This window comes from Serratia sp. CY38905 (assembly GCF_052168875.1).
In the GTDB taxonomy this organism is placed as follows: Bacteria; Pseudomonadota; Gammaproteobacteria; order Enterobacterales; family Enterobacteriaceae; genus Serratia; species Serratia sarumanii.
In genome coordinates, this window is the sequence record NZ_JBJNLV010000001.1 from 1,267,579 (window position 1) to 1,285,740 (window position 18,162).

Here is an 18,162-nt window from a genome sequence, read left to right on the forward strand (position 1 = left end):
AGCGCGATCAGTAGCGCGTTGAGAACCGGTAGCCGGTGCCCCGAACGGTTTGAACCATTTTATCATGCCCACTGGTTTCTAACGCCTTGCGGAGCCGACGGATATGCACGTCAACGGTACGGTCTTCCACATAAACGTTAGTGCCCCAGACGTGATTAAGCAACTGCTCACGGCTATAAACCCGCTCCGGGTGGGTCATAAAGAAGTGCAGCAGCTTGAACTCGGTCGGCCCCATGTCCAGCGCCTGATCGTTCGCCATCACGCGGTGGGAGGACGGATCCAGGCTCAGCCCTTGCATTTCAATCACTTCTTCCACCGCCATCGGTGAAATGCGGCGCATGACCGCTTTGATGCGCGCCACCAGCTCCTTGGGCGAGAACGGCTTGGTGATGTAATCATCCGCCCCCACTTCCAGGCCGCGCACCCGGTCTTCCTCTTCGCCGCGCGCGGTCAGCATCATCACCGGAATATCGCGGGTCAGCGCTTCGCGCTTCATATGTTTGATAAACTGAATGCCGGAACCGCCGGGCAACATCCAGTCGAGCAACACCAAATCAGGGAACGGCTCAGACAGGCGCGTCACGGCGCTGTCATAATCCTCGGCTTCCAACGGTTGGTAACCATTCTGTTCCAACACAAAGCACACCATCTCACGGATCGGCGCTTCGTCTTCCACCACCAGTATGCGTCTTGCCATCGTCAATCCTGCCAATGTGTTAGCGACTTTGCGGGCGCCATTATGCGTCAGTTTTGTGACACTTTTATGAAAAAAAGCGGCTGTTATAGGCAGTAAGCATAGCGATTATTTCCCGGCGCAAAGAAAAATCATCCGGTTGTCATCATCATTGCGCCGGGACAGCCGCCGCCGCGGCCTTTATAATCATCGCCATTACCTTTGCATCCGGGAGTGTCATGCGCCTGATCCACACCTCTGACTGGCACCTTGGCCAGTACTTTTTCACCAAAAGCCGCGCCGCCGAGCACCAGGCTTTTCTGAACTGGCTGATCGAGCAGATCGAGCAGCAGCAGGTGGATGCGCTGATCGTCGCCGGGGATCTGTTCGATACCGGCTCGCCGCCCAGCTACGCCCGCGAGCTGTACAACCGCTTCGTGGTGGATCTGCAGCGCACCGGCTGTCAGTTGGTGGTGCTGGGCGGCAACCACGACTCGGTGGCGACGCTGAACGAATCGCGGGAACTGCTCTCCTGCCTGAACACCACGGTGATCGCGAGCGCGCAGGGCTCCCTTGAGCAGCAGATCGTGGTGCTGAACCGGCGCGACGGCCAGCCGGGCGCGGTGCTGTGCGCCATTCCTTTTCTGCGGCCGCGCGATCTGCTCACCAGCCGCGCCGGCGAATCCGGCGCGCAAAAACAGCAGGCGCTGCAGGAAGCCATCGCCGAACATTACCAGGCGCTGTATCAGGCGGCCTGCGAACGCCGCGATCGGCTGGGCCTGCCGCTGCCGATCGTCGCCACCGGCCACCTGACCACCGTCGGCGTCACCACCTCCGACTCGGTGCGCGACATCTATATCGGCACCCTCGACGCCTTCCCGGCGCAGGCCTTCCCGCCCGCCGACTATATCGCGCTGGGCCACATTCACCGCGCGCAGAACGTCGCCAAATCAGAGCATATTCGCTATAGCGGCTCACCGATTCCGCTCAGCTTCGATGAACTGGGCAAAGCCAAAAGCGTCTTCCTGGTCGATTTCGCCGACGGCGCCCTGCAGCAGGTAGAAGCGTTAGCGATCCCGCAGTTCCAGCCCATGCAGCTGATCAAAGGCGATCTGGCCGAGATCGAACGGCAGCTGCAGCAATTTGCCGACTATGCCGGCGAGCTGCCGGTGTGGCTGGATATCGAAGTGGCGACGCAGGACTACCTCAGCGATATCCAGCGCCGCATCCGGCTGCTGGCGGATGAGCTGCCGGTGGAAGTGGTGCTGCTGCGGCGCAGCAAAGAGCAGCGCCGCCAGGCGATCGCACAGCAGGATAAGGAAACGCTCAACGAACTGAGCGTCAACGAGGTGTTCGAACGGCGCCTGGCGCAGGAGGCCGACATGCCAGAAGCGCGCCAACGGCGGATGCATCAACTGTTCCGCCAGGTGGTCGAGGCGGTGCAGCACAATCCTGAGGAGACCCAACCATGAAGATCCTCAGCCTGCGGTTAAAAAACCTCAACTCGCTGCAGGGCGAGTGGAAAATTGACTTCACCGCCGAGCCGTTCGCCAGCAACGGCCTGTTCGCCATTACCGGCCCGACCGGCGCGGGCAAAACCACCCTGCTGGACGCCATCTGCCTGGCGCTGTACCACCAGACGCCGCGTCTCAACGTCACGCCGAGCCAGAATGAACTGATGACCCGCCACACCGCCGAATCGCTGGCTGAGGTCGAATTCGAGGTCAAGGGCGTCGGCTATCGCGCCTTCTGGAGCCAGCGCCGCGCCAAAAACGCGCCGGACGGCAATCTGCAGGCACCGAAGGTGGAACTGGCGCGCCGCGAGGACGGCAAGATCCTGGCGGACAAGGTGCGCGACAAGCTGGAGATCACCGCCGCCATCACCGGGCTGGACTTCGGCCGCTTCACCAAATCGATGATGCTGTCTCAGGGGCAGTTCGCCGCGTTCCTCAACGCCGACGCCAACGATCGCGCCGAACTGTTGGAAGAGCTGACCGGCACCGAAATCTACGGGCGGCTGTCCGAACAGGTGTTCGAATCGCACAAGCAGGCCAAAACCGACCTGGATGGGTTGCACCAGCGCGCCAGCGGCATCGAGCTGCTGAACGATGAACAGCGCCACTCCCTGACTGAACAGCTGACGGCGCTGAGCGCGCAGGAAAGCGCCCTCGGTAAGCAAACTCAGCAACAGCAACAGGCGCTGAGCTGGCTGCAGCAATGGCAACGCCTCCAGCAACAGCAAAACGAGGGTCAACGGCGGCTGGAAACCGCCCAGCGCGAGCAGACGGAGGCCGCCCCGCAGCTGCAGCGGCTGGCGCTCAGCGAACCGGCCGAGAAATTGCGGCCGCTGCGCGGTGAACGCGATCGCTGCCGCGCCGAGCTGCAGACGATACAACAGCAGGCAGCCCAGCTGACGCAGCAACAGGAACAGCACTCGGCGCAGCTGGCGCCGCTGCAGCAGGCGGTGGAAAAGGCCCGTCTGGCGCAGCAAGCCCATGCCGAGCATATGCGGCAGCAGCAACAGCTGATCGATGACCAGGTCGCCCCGCTCGACCATCAGATCGCCCAACTGCAGTCGACGCAGGCCGAGCGGCGACAGGCCGGCGATGCCGCCGCGCAGCAGTGTGCCAAACAGAAAACCACGCTGGAGCAGCTCACCGCCGAGCGCAGCCAGCTGACGGCGCAGGCCGCACAGCATCAGCAGCAGTTGAACGCGCTGACCGAAGCGCTGGCCGTTCAGCAGCAACAGCAGCAGGCGCTGGCGGCGCAAACGCCGCTGGCCCCGCTGCGCCAGCGCCTGAGCGCCCTGGCGGATCTGCGCCCGACGCGCCAGCAGTTATTTACGCTCGCCTCTTTATCGCAACAAGTTGTTAAACGGCTGGAACAGCAGCGGCAAGAGCTAAACATCGGTCAAAATGAACTGACCCAGTTGGAGCCACAGTTAGAGCTCATCCGTCAGCAATTTAAGCAGCAGAAAGCCCACCAGGCCGATGTTGAAAAAACCTATGCGCTGGAACAACGGATCGTGGGTCTGGAAGCCGAGCGCGCCCGTTTGCAACCCGGCGCCCCCTGCCCGCTGTGCGGCTCATGCGATCACCCGGCGGTAGAACAATACCAAGAGGTAAAACTGTCAGAAACTGCGCAACGTCTGGAGCAAATGAAAGTCCAGACCGAAGCATTGCAAAAACAAGGCGTCGAGCTGCGAGCCCGTTACGACAACCTGCAACAGCAATTGCAACGCCAACAGCAGGCTATCGCGCAGGATGAGCAGCAGCTGGCTGCCCAACAGCAGCAGTGGCAGCAGCTCAGCGCGCCGCTGGCATTCGACTTTACGTTGGCCGAGGGCGAGCGGCTCAGCGCCTGGCTGAGCGGCTGCGACGATGAAGAGCGGCGCGGGCAACACGCGCTGCAGCAGCATGAACAGGCGGCGCAGGCGGTACAGCAGGCAAAAGACGCGCTCGCCGCTCTGCAAACGCAGCAGCAGCAGGCGCAGCAACGGCAGGCGCTGCTTGAAGAGCGCTTTACGCTGCTGCAGAAAACCCATGCCGACAGCCTGCAACAGCAGCAAGACCTGCAACAACGCTGGCAAGAAGGCGAGAAGACCCTCGCCGAACGGCGCGCGCAGCGGCTGGCGCTATTCGGCGAACAGCAGGTCGCCGAGGTGCGCGAACAGCTGCGCGCCAAACAAACCGCCTGTGAGGAGGCCAGCTTGCAGGCCGCCGAGCAGTGGCAAAAAGCGCAGGAACTGCGCGAGCGCCTGGCCGGCCAGCAGGCCGGATTGCAACAACAGCACACCCAAATGCAGGAACGGCTGCAGCAGGCGCAGCAGCTGTGGCAGCAGGCGCTGGCCGACAGCGAATTCGCCGATGAAACCGCCTTCGCCGCTGCGCTGCTGGACGACGCCCTGCGCCGCGAATTGCAGCAGCGCAAAGAGCAACTGCAACAGCGGCAGGTGGAGGCCGCCGCCCTGCTGACGCAGGCGACGCAAACGCTGGAGCAGCATCGGCAAAGCCGCCCGGAAGGGGTGGATGAAGCCAACGCGGATCTCGACGCACTCACCCAATCGCTGGCCGAGCTGGCACAGCAGTTGAAAACGTTGCAGCTGCGCCAGGGCGAACTGCGCAACCAGCTGGAAAGCGATGCCGCCCGCCGTCTCAATCAACAGGCGTTGTTCGAGCAAATCGCCCGCAGCCAGCAAGACTACGACGACTGGAGCTACCTCAACCAGCTGATCGGCTCGAAAGAAGGCGACAAGTTCCGCCGCTTCGCTCAGGGGCTGACGCTCGATCATCTGGTTTATCTGGCCAACCTTCAGCTCGGCCGGCTGCACGGGCGCTACCTGCTGCAGCGCAAAACCAGCGACGCGCTGGAGCTGCAGGTGGTGGACACCTGGCAGGCCGACGCGCTGCGCGATACCCGCACCCTGTCCGGCGGCGAGAGCTTCCTGGTCAGCCTGGCGCTGGCACTGGCGTTGTCCGATCTGGTCAGCCACAAAACCAGCATCGATTCGCTGTTCCTCGACGAAGGCTTCGGCACGCTGGACGCCGAAACCCTCGATACCGCGCTGGACGCGCTGGACAGCCTGAACGCCTCCGGCAAAACCATTGGCGTGATCAGCCACGTCGAGGCGATGAAAGAGCGTATTCCGGTGCAGATCAAGGTGAAAAAGGTCAACGGACTCGGCGTCAGCCGGCTGGAGGCGCACTTCAGGCTGGAGTGATCCCGCCGCGCGCGGCGCAGAAGTGTGACCGCGGCGGCACTCCGCGGTGAAAAGCGTTGAGCCGCGGCGAGCACGGGTTATTATGCAGGCATAACAGGATTGTTACTGTATCCCCTCCGCCATTCAGGCCGCAGGACAGAAACATAAAATACAGGCAAAACCTGACGCCCGGGATCGCTCCCGGGCGTCAGGTTTTTTCGTTTTCAGGATGCTGAAACACCGGGAAAGACCATGAAAATCGCTAAAATACTCAATAATAACGTGGTGATTACGCTGGACGACCGTCAGGAAGAGACGGTGGTAATGGGAAAAGGAATCGGCTTTAAAAAGAAGCCCGGCGACACGCTGGACGAAAGCCTGATCGAAAAGGTATTCACCCATAACGGCGGCGAAATCGCCGAGCGCTATAAAGAGCTGCTCTCCGAGATCCCGCTGGCCTGCGTCACCACCGCCGACAAGATTATTACCCTCGCCCGCGAACGGCTGCCGGGCAAGTTGCATAACATCGTCTACATCACGCTGACCGACCACATCCATTTCGCTCTGCAGCGCCATGCGGAAGGGCTGGATATCAAAAATGCCTTGCTGTGGGAGATTAAAAAGCTCTATCCGGCCGAGTTCGCCGTCGGCCTGGAGGCGCTGGCCCTGATCGCCGAGCGGCTGAATACCGCGTTGCCGGAAGACGAGGCCGGATTTATCGCCCTGCATCTGGTCAACGCCCAGCTTAACGACGAGATGCACAACACGCTGCACATCACCCGCGTGATGCAAGAGATCCTCAACCTGGTCAAATACCACTTCCGCTTTGATTACAACGAGGAAGCCCTGAGCTACCACCGTTTCGTCACCCATTTGAAATTCTTTGCCCAGCGCCTGCTGGGGAAAAACTACGTCGACAGCGACGACGACTCGCTGTATCAGGTGGTGAAAGAGAAATACCGTGAGTCATTCGCCTGCGCCGGCAAGATCAACCGCCACATCGAAAAGCGCTATCAGCACCAGCTCACCACGGAAGAGATGATGTTCCTGACCATTCATATCGAACGGGTGCGCAGCGAAAGCGAGGAAAAACCGGCTTAACGGCGGGCGTCCGCCACCCGCACGCCGTACTGCGGAAACACCGCGTCGGCGGAGATCAGCGTCAGCCCCTCGGCCTGCGCCTGTGCGATCAGCATGCGATCGAAAGGATCCTGATGATAGGGCGGTAGTTGCCCGGCCTGTTGGCAATGAAAGGCGTCCATCGGCAGCGCCAGAAAATCTTCGGCCTCGATGATCGCAAAGATGTCTTCCGGCAGCGCCAGCTTGCCCAGCGCCTGCTTGATCGAGATCTCCCAAATGCTGGCCGCGCTGACGTATACCGCATTGCCCGGATCGGCGATCTGCCTTTTGGCGTTCGCGCCCAGGCAGGCGTCATCAATCAGCCACCACAGCAACGCGTGGGTATCCAGCAGCAGGCGCTTCATGCATCGCCCTCAAACAGCGCCGCAATGGCCGCATCCCCCGCGTTGAAATCCGCCGGCACGGTAAACTTGCCCTTGGCGGCGCCGGGCCGGCGCGCTTCGCCCTGGATGGCGACCAGCTGTACATACGGCTTCCCTGCTTTTGCAATAATCACGGTTTCTCCCTCCGCGGCTCTGTCCGCCAGCTGGCTCAGATTGGATTTGGCTTCGTGCATATTGGCCTGAATCGGCATACGCGTCCTCCTTAGCTAAGTTAGCTAAAGCATAAAGCGCCGTCCAGTTTTTGTACAGGGAAGGGTTTAAAGCGCGAGCAGCCTCGCGCTTTGCTGCAACGCTTAGCGCTGCTGTTGCGGCCATAACCAGGCCGCGCCGCGTACGCCGCTGGAGTCGCCGTGCACCGCCTTGCGGATCGGCGTTTCACACTCGCCGCCGAACACCCAATCTTTCACCCGCTGCGGCACCGTGCGGTACAGGCGATCCACGTTGCTCATGCCGCCGCCGAGCACCACCACGTCCGGATCCAGAATGTTGATCACGTGCGCCAACGCTTTCGCCAGCCGCATTTCGTAGCGCACGATCGCCTGCTCCGCCAGCGCATCGCCCCGCTCGCTCAGCGCCATGATTTCGTGCCCTTGCAGCGCGTTGCCGCCCAGGCGCGCATAGTCGGTGGCGAAACCGGTGCCGGAAATAAAGGTTTCGATGCAGCCCGGTTTGCCGCAGTAGCACGGCACTTCGCGGGCGTAGCGCAGCTCATCGTCATCCTGCCACGGCAGCGGATTGTGGCCCCACTCGCCGGCGATGCCGTTGCCGCCGGAATGCGCCTGCCCATTCAGCGCCACGCCGGCGCCGCAGCCGGTGCCGACAATGACCGCAAACACGGTTTGCGCGCCGGCGCCTGCGCCGTCGGTGGCTTCCGACACCGCCAGGCAGTTGGCGTCGTTGGCGATACGCACCTCGCGCGCCAACAGCGCCGAGAGATCCTTGTCCAGCGGTTGGCCGTTGAGCCATACCGAGTTGGCGTTTTTCACCCACCCGGTAAACGGCGACAGCGTGCCGGGAATGCCGATCCCGACCGATCCCCGCTCGCCGGTATAATCTTCCGCCAGTTTCACCAGCCCGGCGATCGCCGCCAGGGTTTGCCCATAGTCATGGCGCGGCGTGGCGATGCGATGGCGAAACAGCTCCCGGCCGTCGTCCGCCAACGCAATCACTTCAATTTTTGTCCCGCCCAAATCGATGCCAATGCGCATGTATTTTTCTCCTCGATGCCGCGCAGCGTTGCCACAGCCTAATGTAAGTACGCGGATGAATCACCTGTTTCCCTCTCCCCCGCCCGGCCTTTTCCGCTGCGGTCGGCGACGCAATTCGGAGAGAATGGGGCGATTTTTCAGCGTCAATTCGTTATCATGCCGCCCTGCTTTTGACGAATCAGCGTGCCGAGCGCACGCCCAGCCAGGGATAACATTATGCTGTGGTTTAAGAATTTGATGGTTTACCGTTTGAGCCGCGAAGTGGCGTTAAACGCGGATGAAATGGAAAAACAACTCAGCGCGTTCGCCTTCACGCCGTGCGGCAGCCAGGACATGGCCAAGACCGGCTGGGTCTCCCCGATGGGCTCGCACAGCGATGCGCTGACGCACGCGGTCAACGGCCAAATCGTCATCTGCGCGCGCAAGGAAGAGAAAATCCTGCCGTCGCCGGTCATCAAGCAAGAGCTGCAGGCCAAAATTGAGCGCCTGGAGGCGGAACAACATCGCAAACTGAAGAAAACCGAGAAAGACGCGCTGAAGGACGAAGTGCTGCACAGCCTGCTGCCGCGTGCCTTCAGCCGCTTCAACCAAACCTTCATGTGGATCGACACCGTCAACGATCTGATCATGGTCGATGCCGCCAGCGCCAAACGCGCCGAAGATACGCTGGCGCTGCTGCGCAAAAGCCTCGGCTCGCTGCCGGTGGTGCCGCTGACCATGGAAAGCCCGATCGAACTGACGCTGACCGAATGGGTGCGTTCCGGCGAGATGCCGGCTGGTTTCGCCATTCAGGATGAAGCGGAACTGAAAGCGATTCTGGAAGAAGGCGGCGTGATCCGCTGCAAGAAACAGAATCTGATCAGCGACGAAATCGCGGTGCATATCGAAGCCGGCAAGCTGGTGACCAAGCTGGCAGTGGATTGGCAGGAGCGCATTCAGCTGATGCTGTCGGACGACGGCTCGCTCAAGCGCCTGAAGTTCGCCGACACGCTGCGCGAGCAGAACGACGATATCGATCGCGACGACTTCGCCCAGCGCTTTGACGCCGACTTTATCCTGATGACCAGCGAGCTGGCGGCGTTGATCAAAAACACCATCGAAGCGCTCGGCGGCGAAGCCCAGCGTTAATCCCGCCGCAGAAATGACCAGGGCCCAGCATCCGCTGAGCCCTGCGTTTCCCTAACGAACAAAATTTATTTGCTCAGGTAACGGCACAGATAGGCGGTCGCGTCGGCCACCTGCAGGTTGAACTCGCTGTGCCCCGGCACGAAGAACTTCTCGCCCGGCGTAAACACCTGCCAGTCCGGCGCCCCCGGCAGCAGCACTTTCAGCGCCCCGGTGATCACCGTCATTTCTTCCGGCTGCGCGGTGGAGAAGGTGTATTCCCCCTCTTCCATCACGCCCACGCTGGTAAGACCGATGCTGCTACTGTCAAAACCGATAGACTTCACTTTTCCGGCAAAATACTCATTCACTTTCAGCATAGACTGGCACCCGCGTAATCATCTTGATGGAAAATCCATATTGGGGGATTGCGGTTGATCTGTCACTGGTTTTTCGCGCGAAATGCGATCGCGGCGCAGAGGAAAACGCCACCGGGCCTCTCTCCGGCAGTCAGGGCTGCTGAAACCCGGGGATACCCGCGAGCGCAAAGCGCCCGAGGCCGCGCCGGGCGGTGATTTATGGCTATTTGTATCAGCCGATTAACTCTGCGGCCAGCTTGGCGACCAGAACGTTCGACAGCAGCACCGGCACCGACAGACGCGCCTGCAAAAAAGCGCGGTGGCGCTGGTGATAACCGATGCAATCGAGCACCACCACCTCCGCCCCCTGCCGCAGCAGTGCGCAAGCCGCCTGCTCCAGCGCGGCGTCATCCGCCAGATAAGGACTGGCGACGGCATAGCTCGGCGGCGTCGCCAGCTGCCGCCATTTGCGCGCCTGCTGCCCAACCTGTTCCGCCACCGGCACCACGATGCCGACGCGGTGTTCGCCGACGATCGCGGAGATCAACGGCGGGATGATGCGATCCGGCTCCAGCAACAGCGCCTGCTCCGCCTGCAATCGGCCGAATTCGCCGGTGCACAGCAGCAGGATCACCTGGCATCCCGCCGCCTCCAGCTCGCGGATCTTCTGCTGCAACCCGCTTTCGACGCGAGCGGCACAGAGCGTCACCTGCGTGCCGTCCAACAGGCGCGACACCAGCAGCTTATCGCCCCATTGCGGCGCATAACGCTCGGCGATCTGCCCGGCATCCAGGCCGTCCAGCAAACCGACGTGCCTCACCCGCTCCGCCGGCAGATAAGCAGACAGCAGCGGCATGATATCGCTGCGCGGCGCCTGACCGATGGTCAGCGTGGCGAATGAAGCCGTCATGGGGCTATCTCCTTTTTTGCAGGTGACTCAGACTGCCGTACAGCGCCAGCAGCTGGCCGTATTCGGCGGCATCGTAGAACCGGCAGGTGCCGCGGCCGAATTCTTTGGCGACTTCCACCGCGAATTTGACCGCCAGCGCGATATCCGTTTCGTGGCTGGCGCCGGTGCCGCAGCCCGGCACCACCGATTCGCTGCAGATCGCCACGCCGACCACCGGCGCCGCAGTAGCGGTCGAGGGCTGCAGGATGCTGTTGAGGTGATGCACGCCGTTGCCGTAAGGGGTGATGTCCTGCGTGGTGATCGGGAAGGTCACCGCCGGGCGGCCGCTGGTCATCTCCATGATGCGCAGCAGATCTTCCGCCACCCGCAGGATGTAGCCCTCTTTCACCGTCGGCGATAGCGCATAGCCTTTGTGGTTGATGATGCGGTTGCCTTTGGTGGTATCGATCGACAGGATGGCGTCAGCCTCCGGCACCACTTCATTATCGTTCATCGTCACGTCATCGATCGGCGAATCCATAAAATCGACCGGATCGTGCGGCCGGGTCGGCGCGTTCGGGCAAATATGGGTGGTGACGATCACATCCCCCGGCAGCGTGTCGCCCTTGCGCTGCATCTCCGCCAGCTTCAGCGCGGCGGCAATGGCGGCGATCGCGCCGTCGCCGTCGGACACCAGCCCGATACGCGTCGGCCGCGCGCCGATGCCGCCCAGGCGGCCGATAATGCCCAGCGTCGGCGCCGCACCGCCAGCGAATTTGCCTGCGCTGCCGGGGATCTCGATGCGCACAAAATCGGTGCCGCCCTTCGGCCCCTCGGCGCGCAGGGTGCTGGCGCGGATCGCCGGGTAAGGCGCAAACAGATCGACGACGTCCTGGCCGCTGACGAATGCGCTATCAATCAATTCAAAAACCTGCAGCGTTTGTTGCAAACTCATGGTCGTTTTACCTCACCAATGTCATCGGTAGGGGCTATTTGCCCTTGCTGGAAAAAATCGAGCTGAAGAAGTTGTAGAGCGCGTCGCCGGCGATAAACCCGGCCGCCATGATCTCCATCGGCGTGCGGCCGCGATCGCCCCAACGGCGCAGGATCGCCACGCGCAACGCGATGCCCACCAGCACCGCCCACCCAGCCAAGGCGTTGTTGATCAGCAGGCCGGTTGCCAGCAGCACGCCGAGCTGGCGCTTGGGGCCGCCGATCAGCTGCACCACGGCGCCGGGGATCGCCCAGATCAAAAGGCTCCAGGCGATGCCCGGCTGCGCACCGGCCTCGATGGTCTTGGCGTAAACGCGCGCGACCGGCGGGATCAGGTCCTGCAGGAAATAGCTGTGGTAAGAGAGGTAAACCACCGGAATGGCGATGAGGAAGGCGATCAGCGCCGCAAACAGCTGAATGCGGCGCCCCAGCAGTTCCTGCCGCAGATCCTCGCCGTAGCCGCGCAGGATGAAGCCGGCTTTCAAGTCAAAGCCCATGTCGGCGAAGGCCGGCCCGGTAGCGGCGGTAAAGCCGGTCAGGATGCACAGCGCCAGCGGTGGGAAACCGATCAGGATACCGACGATCAGGGTGATCAACGCCACCGCGAACGCCGGAAACCAGCCGGAGTGCATGGCGGCGATACCGACGATCAGCTCATGAACGAAAGCGGCGAACGCCGCGTAAATCACGAACAGCGCCAGCATCGGCAGCGACATCTCGCTAAACAGCCCGCCGACCAGAGCCAAAAACGCGGCGATGGCGATGTAGCCGACCGCCCCCAGGCCGAGCGCTTTGCTTACCGCGCTGTCCGGTTGGGTATAACCGGCGCTATCGGCGCGGCGGCTGCGGATCACCTGCGCGACCTGGATCAGCGCCACCAGGCCGGCGCCGACCATCACGCCGTGCGGAATAAAATGGGCATTGATATCGAAACCGGCCACCGGCTCGGCGTAGGCCCGCAGCAATAGCCCGACGCCGAACATGCTCAGCGCCCAGATATTGCCGATAAAGGCGGTGCCGAAGGCCGCCATGGGGATCTTGAGCATTGATCCGGCGATGCCCACCCCTACGCCCACCACCAAAAGCCAGGCCTGCTTGCCGCCGCGATCGCCGGCTTTAATCGCCTCCGCGGCGGCGACGCCCGGCGGCCAGGCATTGGCGGCGGGGAACACTTTGGTATCGAACAGGCGATAAAGCAGATAGGCGTCGAGCAGCATCGCCGCCGCCACGCCGCAGAACATCGGCAGAATAAGCTGCGGTTGTCCCATCACGTAAGGCACCGCAATCGGCATCAGCAGGCAGTTGGCCGCGCCGAAGGTGGCTGAGGAGATCACCGTCTGCGCCAAGTTCTGGGTGTGCACCGAGCGGTAGCGTTGAAACATTTGCAGCGGAATGCGTGCCAGCAGCATGGCGATCAGCGCACCGATGATCGAGGTGTTGGGCGTCACGCCCAGCGTGGTGATCAGCTGAACGCCGATGATCGCCCCCACCACCGAAAGCAGCGCCATGACCAACAGCGTGCCGGCCTCTTTTAGCGGATTATTTGATTTCATGCTTGGTATCCCTGAATATTTCCTGCCGCATGCCGGAAATAACGCCCGACGATAGTTCGCCGCGACAGTTCCATTATTTGGAACTGCCGGCGTCATAACGTGATTATTTTCTTATTTAGCCCGTCTGTTTCTCACCAATAAAATACGGTGAAATATAATTAATGAGTTCCCTGGTGTCGGCGCTCGTTAATGATGATGAAACGTTATAGCTCCGGCGCGTTAGTTGATCTGCTGCCAATAATCATCGCCATATTTTTCCGCCAGTTGGCGGCTGACTGCGGTTAATTCGGCCAGAACTTCCGGTACAAACGGCTGTTCCTCGCCCTGCGAAGGGAAGGACAGACACAGCCCCACCGTCTCGCTGCCGTGCTTGTTCACCAGCGCGGTCGCCAGCGAACTGATGCCGTTCAAGGTTTCATTGCGCGCCAGCGACCAGCCCTGGCGCCTCACCTGCTGCAACTTCTGCAGCAGCGCATCCAGCGTTTGCGGCGCATTGGGCGAAGCCGCCCGGTAACCGCCGGCGTAACGCGCCCGAACCTGCTCGTCGCTTTCACGCGCCAGTATCGCCCGACCAACCGAGGTTTCCGCCGCCGGTGAACGGTAGCCCGCCGGGGTGACCACCTGCAAAAAGTGGCGGCCGGGGAACATGCGCATCACCATGATCTCCTGCCCCTCCAGCACCGAGAGGTAGCCGGTACACGCCGTCTGGCGGCACAGCTGCGCCATGCTGGCCGCCAGGTTGTCCACCAGCGGCATCGACAGATAGTGGCTGGATGCCGCCAGCAACAGCGCGCCGATGCGGTAACGCCGGCTCTCGGGATCGCGCTCCAGCATGCCCTGATTTTCCATGCTCTGCAGCAGGCGCGATACCGTGCTTTTCGGCAGCGCTAATTGGTCCACCACGTCGCTGAATGCAATGCCCGGTTGGCCATGCATCACGCGTTGTTGAGAAAAGAGTTTTAATACCGCAGCGGCATTTTCCAGCGTTGTCATGATCCGCCTTGTTCCACTATATGGAACTCAGTTCCTGTTTTATAATTAAAAACTAAAACCCGAACTCCGCAGCGTCAAGCTGTTTATTTTTTGTCAGCCGCAAAATAAAAGGCATTCGTGCTTTTTAAATGAAAATATCGCGCAGAACGCCAACTCCGCCGCGCCAAATAAAATAACGATACGCTTTGAAAATAATGAATGGCAGGACAAGCTGCTGAAAAATGATTTTATCAGGGAGAGATATTGTCGCGGCTCAAAAACTTGCGGCGCGCAAACTGAAATCGATCGGCAACGTCAATTCCACCGTGCCGTTGACGTAGGCGTCCGCCGGCGGCGTAGGCAACGGCGAAGCGCGCTTGACCAGCGCCTGGATTTCGCGATCCAGCGACGGCAACCCGGCGCTGCTGACCAGCGTCACCGCCAACACATGGCCCTGCCTGTCCAGGGTGAAACGCACCTGCCCGACGCCCTGGCGCTTCAGCCGCAAGGCGTCTTTGGGATAACGCTTAAAGCGATTAAGGCGGCCGTTGATGCGGCTGCGCCAGCTATCTTCCCCCGCCTGTGCATAGGGCGTCAGGCGGGTTTGCGGCGCGGCCGCTTTATCCGCCCGGCCCGGCGGCGGCGCGCCGACGCTTTGCTCCTGAATTCTCGGCGGCGCGATCGTTTTCTCCTGCGGCGGCGTGCGCGGCAGGGGGATTTTCTTCACCGGCTTGGGCGATTTTTTCTGCTTCGGCGGTACGGCGATGTTCGGCCGTACGGCTTCAGGCACCTTCACCGTCGGCAAGGGTTCCGGCGGCGCCGGCGGTTCAACCTGAGGCGGCGGCGTCCTTTGCCCCGGCGGTTGTTTTACCTCGGCCGGAGCCTGCGGTGCGGCGGCCATCACCACCATGACCGCCGGCGGCGGCACCCACGGCGGCTCGGCCTTGTCTCGCCAGGGCCAGAGCAGCGCCGCGGCCAGCAGGTGCAGCGCCAGCACCAGCACCAGGCAACGGCGCCAGGGCATGGCATCGCCGGGCGCGGCGAAAGGCAGCGGCGAAACCGACATGCTCACTCTTCCGTCAGCGCCAGATGAAGGCGATCGGTCAGCGGTTTGAACAGGTAGTTCATCATCGAACGCTCGCCGGTGCGGATGAACCCTTCGACCGGCATCCCCGGGCGGATTTCCAACCCGTTCAACCGCTGCAGACCCGCTTCGCTGACCTTGGCGCGCACGCTGTAATAGGGCGCACCGCTTTTCTCGTCGGTCAGGCGATCGGCCCCGACCAGCGTCACTTCGCCCTCGACGCGCGGCGTGGTGCTTTGGTTAAACGCCGAGAACAACAGCTCGACCGGCAAGCCCACCTGCACCTTGTCGATCAGCTCGACCGGGATACGCGCCTCCACCTGCAGCCCCCGATCGCTGGGCACGATCTCCATCAGCTGCTGACCGGCGCCGATCACGCCGCCTTCGGTGAATACGCTCAGCCCCACCACCGTGCCCGCCACCGGCGCTTTCACCTGCGTATGGCCCAGATCGGCCTCCGCCTTGGCCAGGCGGTTATCCAGCTCGTCCAGCTTCATCCGCACCTCGGCCAATTGGCTGCTGACCTCTTTTTGATACTCTTCCCGCCGCTGGATCGCCCGCAGCTTCAGTTCCAGGATCTGGCGCCCCAGGCGGCCGATATTGCCGGTGTCTTCGGACGCCTGGCCGTCGATCTGCGCATACTGCCCTTCCAGATCCAGCAGCCGGTTGCGCGCCACATACCCTTGCGCCGCCAGCTTGCGCATGCCGCTCAGTTGCTCCTGCAACATGGCCTTTTGCCGCTGCTTGCTGGCGTAAGACTGCCGGATCCCTTCCAGCATCGCCTGCGATCCGGCGATGCTCTCCGCGATCGCCGCCAGCTCGCTCTGCAACGCCGCGCGGCGGCTGGTGAACAGCTGCTGTTGCAGCAGCATCAACGACATCACCTCCGGCTCCTCCCGCCGCGCCTGCAGCAATGCCGGGAAAGCGATCGCCTGCAGGCCGTCGCGCTCGGCCTGCAGCCGCGCCCGCTGCGCGGCGTTGCTCAACTGCTGGCTGCGCAGCGCATCACGCTGGGTGCGGCTGTCGACGGTATCCATCAGCAGCAGCACCTGTCCTGCGCTGACCCGGTCGCCCTCATGCACCTGAATTTGCGACACCACGCCGCCGCTCGGGTGCTGTACCGCCTTGCGGTTGCCGGCCACCACCACGCTGCCGGAGACCGGCACGCCCTTATCCAGCGGCGCCAACAGCCCCCACAGCAGGAAACCGCCAAACCCCAACAGCACCAGCCAACCACCGAGCCGCAGGTGGCGCCCTTCGTCGAACTGCCGGGAAAGCGCGTCGATATCGCCGGGGATCACACTCTGATTGCTCATACTTTTCGTTCACCGCTGGCCGTTTTGGCAAAATTGGCGTAGTTGACGTTGAAACCGCCGCCGCTGCTGCGGCCGGCGTTGGCCGGTACGGCCGCGGGCGTAAAACCAGGCAGTTTTTTCAGGATGGCGTCGCTGGGGCCGAAGTGCTGCACCTGGCCGGCGGCCAGCACCAGCAATCTGTCGGTCGTCGCCAGGATCGCCGGTTTGTGGGTCACCAACACGATGGTGGTGCCGCGCTTTTTCAGCGCTTCGATCGCCCGCTGCAGCGCCTCTTCCCCTTCGCGATCGAGGTTGGCGTTCGGTTCGTCCAATACCACCAACGCCGGAGAACCATACAGCGCGCGCGCCAGCGCCACCCGCTGACGCTGGCCGCCGGACAGGCCGCTGCCGCCCTCGCCCAGCTCGGTTTCATACCCTTTGGGCAAATGCAGGATCAGTTGGTGCACGCCGGCCAGCGCGGCGGCGGCCACCACCTTCTCGGCGTCAACCTGGCCAAAGCGGGCGATATTTTCCGTCAGGGTGCCGGCGAACAGCTGGATATCCTGCGGCAAGTAGCCGATATGCGGCCCCAGTTGCTGTTTGTCCCACTGCCGAAGATCCGCACCATCCAGCCGCACGTCGCCGCTGAGCGGCGTCAGCGCGCCGACCAGTTGGCGCATCAGCAGCGTTTTGCCGGAGCCGGACGCGCCAATGACGCCCAGCACCTCCCCGGCCTCCAGACGAAAACTAACGCCGTGCAACACCGGCGCGCTCCCGCCCGGCGCGCTGGCGGTCAACTGATTCACGGCCAATGTGCCGCTGGGCGCAGGCAGCGGCAGGCTCGCCGCCTGCGGCGGGTTGGCGGCCAGCATCACCTCCAGCCGCTGCAGGGACTGGCGCGCCGACGACCACTGCTTCCAGGCGCCGATCAGCTGATCGATCGGCCCCAGCACCCTGCCGATCAGGATCGATCCGGCGATCATCATGCCCGGCGTAATGTCGCCGTTGACCGCCAGCAGCGCGCCGCAGCCCAACATCAGCGACTGCAGCGCCAGCCGCACGGTTTTCGACCAGGCGGTGACGGCGGCGATTTTCTCGCTGGCGCGGTTCTGCAACAGCAGGAACTGCTGATGCTGCCGCAGCCAGCGCAGGCGCAAGTCGGTCAGCATCCCCATGGCGGCGATGGCCTCCGCATTGCGCAGGTTGCCGTTGGCCTGCTGCGTGGCGCTCAGCGCGACCCGGCCGGCCTCCGCGAGCGGCGCCTGCGACACCCGTTGGTTGAGCCAGGCCAGCAGCACCAGCACGATCACCCCGGCGCTGGCCAACGCGCCAAGCCAGGGGTGGAGCAGAAAAACCACCAGCAGATAAACCGGGAACCAGGGCGCATCGAAAAAGGCGAACAGCGCATTGCCGGTGGCGAACTGGCGCAGGTTGGTCAGATCGTTCAGCGCCTGCCCCGCCAGCGGGTTGCCGGTTTTCAGGTTGGTTTCGAAGGCGGCGTCGTAGACCCGCTGATTCAGGCGCATATCCATCTGGGCGCCGAGGCGGATCACCACCTGGCTGCGCACCCACTCCAGCAGCCCCATAAACAGGTAAAGGCCGACCACCATCAGGGTCAGCATCGCCAGCGTCATGCGGTTGCCCGACGGCAACACGCGATCGTAGACCTGCAGCATGTACAGCGCCGGTGCCAGCATCAGCAGGTTGATCACCGCGGTAAACAGCGCGATGCCCCAAAATCCGCGCCGGTATGCGGCCAGCACGCTCATCACTTCTCCGCGCCTGACGGCGTTTTTCATGGCGTTTTCCA

The 18,162-nt window shown here is 62.6% G+C and carries 16 protein-coding genes; 4 read left to right on the plus strand and 12 right to left on the minus strand.

Features of this window, described 5'->3' with window-relative positions; genetic code table 11:
- Positions 1-7: 7 nt before the first annotated feature.
- Positions 8-697: a phosphate response regulator transcription factor PhoB gene (gene phoB / locus ACJ8MK_RS06360; protein ID WP_004940438.1), complete on the minus strand. Its 690-nt coding sequence runs from the start codon at positions 695-697 to the stop codon at positions 8-10.
- Positions 698-912: 215 nt separating this feature from the next.
- Between phoB and sbcD the strand changes: the two genes are divergently transcribed.
- From sbcD to licT, 3 genes are all read left to right on the plus strand, one after another.
- On the plus strand, positions 913-2,145 hold the full coding sequence (sbcD, locus tag ACJ8MK_RS06365) for an exonuclease subunit SbcD (RefSeq protein ID WP_033653284.1): 1,233 nt from the start codon (positions 913-915) through the stop codon (positions 2,143-2,145).
- Positions 2,142-5,393, plus strand: a complete 3,252-nt coding sequence (sbcC, locus tag ACJ8MK_RS06370; RefSeq protein WP_033653285.1) for an exonuclease subunit SbcC — start codon at positions 2,142-2,144, stop codon at positions 5,391-5,393. The genes sbcD and sbcC overlap by 4 nt, the downstream gene beginning before the upstream one ends.
- Positions 5,394-5,624: 231 nt before the next feature.
- Entirely contained in the window at positions 5,625-6,473 is an 849-nt protein-coding gene (gene licT / locus ACJ8MK_RS06375) for a BglG family transcription antiterminator LicT (protein ID WP_103829806.1), read from the plus strand.
- Here the strand turns inward: licT and ACJ8MK_RS06380 are convergent.
- The 3 genes from ACJ8MK_RS06380 to mak form a co-directional block, all read right to left on the minus strand.
- Complete coding sequence (locus ACJ8MK_RS06380) at positions 6,470-6,856, minus strand: type II toxin-antitoxin system VapC family toxin (protein WP_033637281.1); 387 nt, start codon at positions 6,854-6,856, stop codon at positions 6,470-6,472. The genes licT and ACJ8MK_RS06380 overlap by 4 nt on opposite strands.
- Positions 6,853-7,086 carry a type II toxin-antitoxin system Phd/YefM family antitoxin gene (locus tag ACJ8MK_RS06385; protein WP_033637280.1) on the minus strand — a complete coding sequence of 78 codons (234 nt, stop codon included), beginning with the start codon at positions 7,084-7,086 and terminating at the stop codon, positions 6,853-6,855. Before ACJ8MK_RS06385 ends, ACJ8MK_RS06380 begins: the two co-directional genes overlap by 4 nt.
- A 102-nt stretch (positions 7,087-7,188) precedes the next feature.
- Positions 7,189-8,103 (minus strand): fructokinase, encoded by a 915-nt coding sequence (gene mak, locus ACJ8MK_RS06390; RefSeq protein WP_442517591.1) that lies wholly within the window; start codon positions 8,101-8,103, stop codon positions 7,189-7,191.
- A 216-nt stretch (positions 8,104-8,319) separates the two neighbouring features.
- Here mak and rdgC point away from each other — a divergent pair, with 216 nt between their 5' ends.
- On the plus strand, positions 8,320-9,231 hold the full coding sequence (gene rdgC, locus ACJ8MK_RS06395; protein ID WP_004940461.1) for a recombination-associated protein RdgC: 912 nt from the start codon (positions 8,320-8,322) through the stop codon (positions 9,229-9,231).
- Between the two features lie 65 nt (positions 9,232-9,296).
- Here rdgC and ppnP read toward each other — a convergent pair whose 3' ends face one another.
- From ppnP to ACJ8MK_RS06435, 8 genes are all read right to left on the minus strand, one after another.
- Positions 9,297-9,587 carry a pyrimidine/purine nucleoside phosphorylase gene (gene ppnP, locus ACJ8MK_RS06400; RefSeq protein WP_004940463.1) on the minus strand — a complete coding sequence of 97 codons (291 nt, stop codon included), beginning with the start codon at positions 9,585-9,587 and terminating at the stop codon, positions 9,297-9,299.
- A 211-nt stretch (positions 9,588-9,798) separates the two neighbouring features.
- Positions 9,799-10,476 carry an AroM family protein gene (locus ACJ8MK_RS06405; protein WP_033653288.1) on the minus strand — a complete coding sequence of 226 codons (678 nt, stop codon included), beginning with the start codon at positions 10,474-10,476 and terminating at the stop codon, positions 9,799-9,801.
- A 4-nt stretch (positions 10,477-10,480) separates the two neighbouring features.
- Positions 10,481-11,410 (minus strand): DUF1177 domain-containing protein, encoded by a 930-nt coding sequence (locus ACJ8MK_RS06410; protein ID WP_033647333.1) that lies wholly within the window; start codon positions 11,408-11,410, stop codon positions 10,481-10,483.
- Positions 11,411-11,444: 34 nt separating this feature from the next.
- A complete protein-coding gene (locus ACJ8MK_RS06415) occupies positions 11,445-13,001 on the minus strand; it encodes an OPT/YSL family transporter (protein WP_060420419.1) in 1,557 nt (518 codons plus the stop codon).
- A gap of 219 nt (positions 13,002-13,220) precedes the next feature.
- A complete protein-coding gene (locus ACJ8MK_RS06420; RefSeq protein ID WP_074026909.1) occupies positions 13,221-13,994 on the minus strand; it encodes an IclR family transcriptional regulator in 774 nt (257 codons plus the stop codon).
- A 253-nt stretch (positions 13,995-14,247) separates the two neighbouring features.
- Positions 14,248-15,039, minus strand: a complete 792-nt coding sequence (locus ACJ8MK_RS06425) for an energy transducer TonB (protein WP_103798890.1) — start codon at positions 15,037-15,039, stop codon at positions 14,248-14,250.
- Positions 15,040-15,041: 2 nt separating this feature from the next.
- Entirely contained in the window at positions 15,042-16,373 is a 1,332-nt protein-coding gene (locus tag ACJ8MK_RS06430; RefSeq protein WP_033647342.1) for an HlyD family type I secretion periplasmic adaptor subunit, read from the minus strand.
- A complete protein-coding gene (locus ACJ8MK_RS06435; RefSeq protein WP_033637266.1) occupies positions 16,370-18,151 on the minus strand; it encodes a type I secretion system permease/ATPase in 1,782 nt (593 codons plus the stop codon). The genes ACJ8MK_RS06430 and ACJ8MK_RS06435 overlap by 4 nt, the downstream gene beginning before the upstream one ends.
- Positions 18,152-18,162 lie beyond the last annotated feature (11 nt).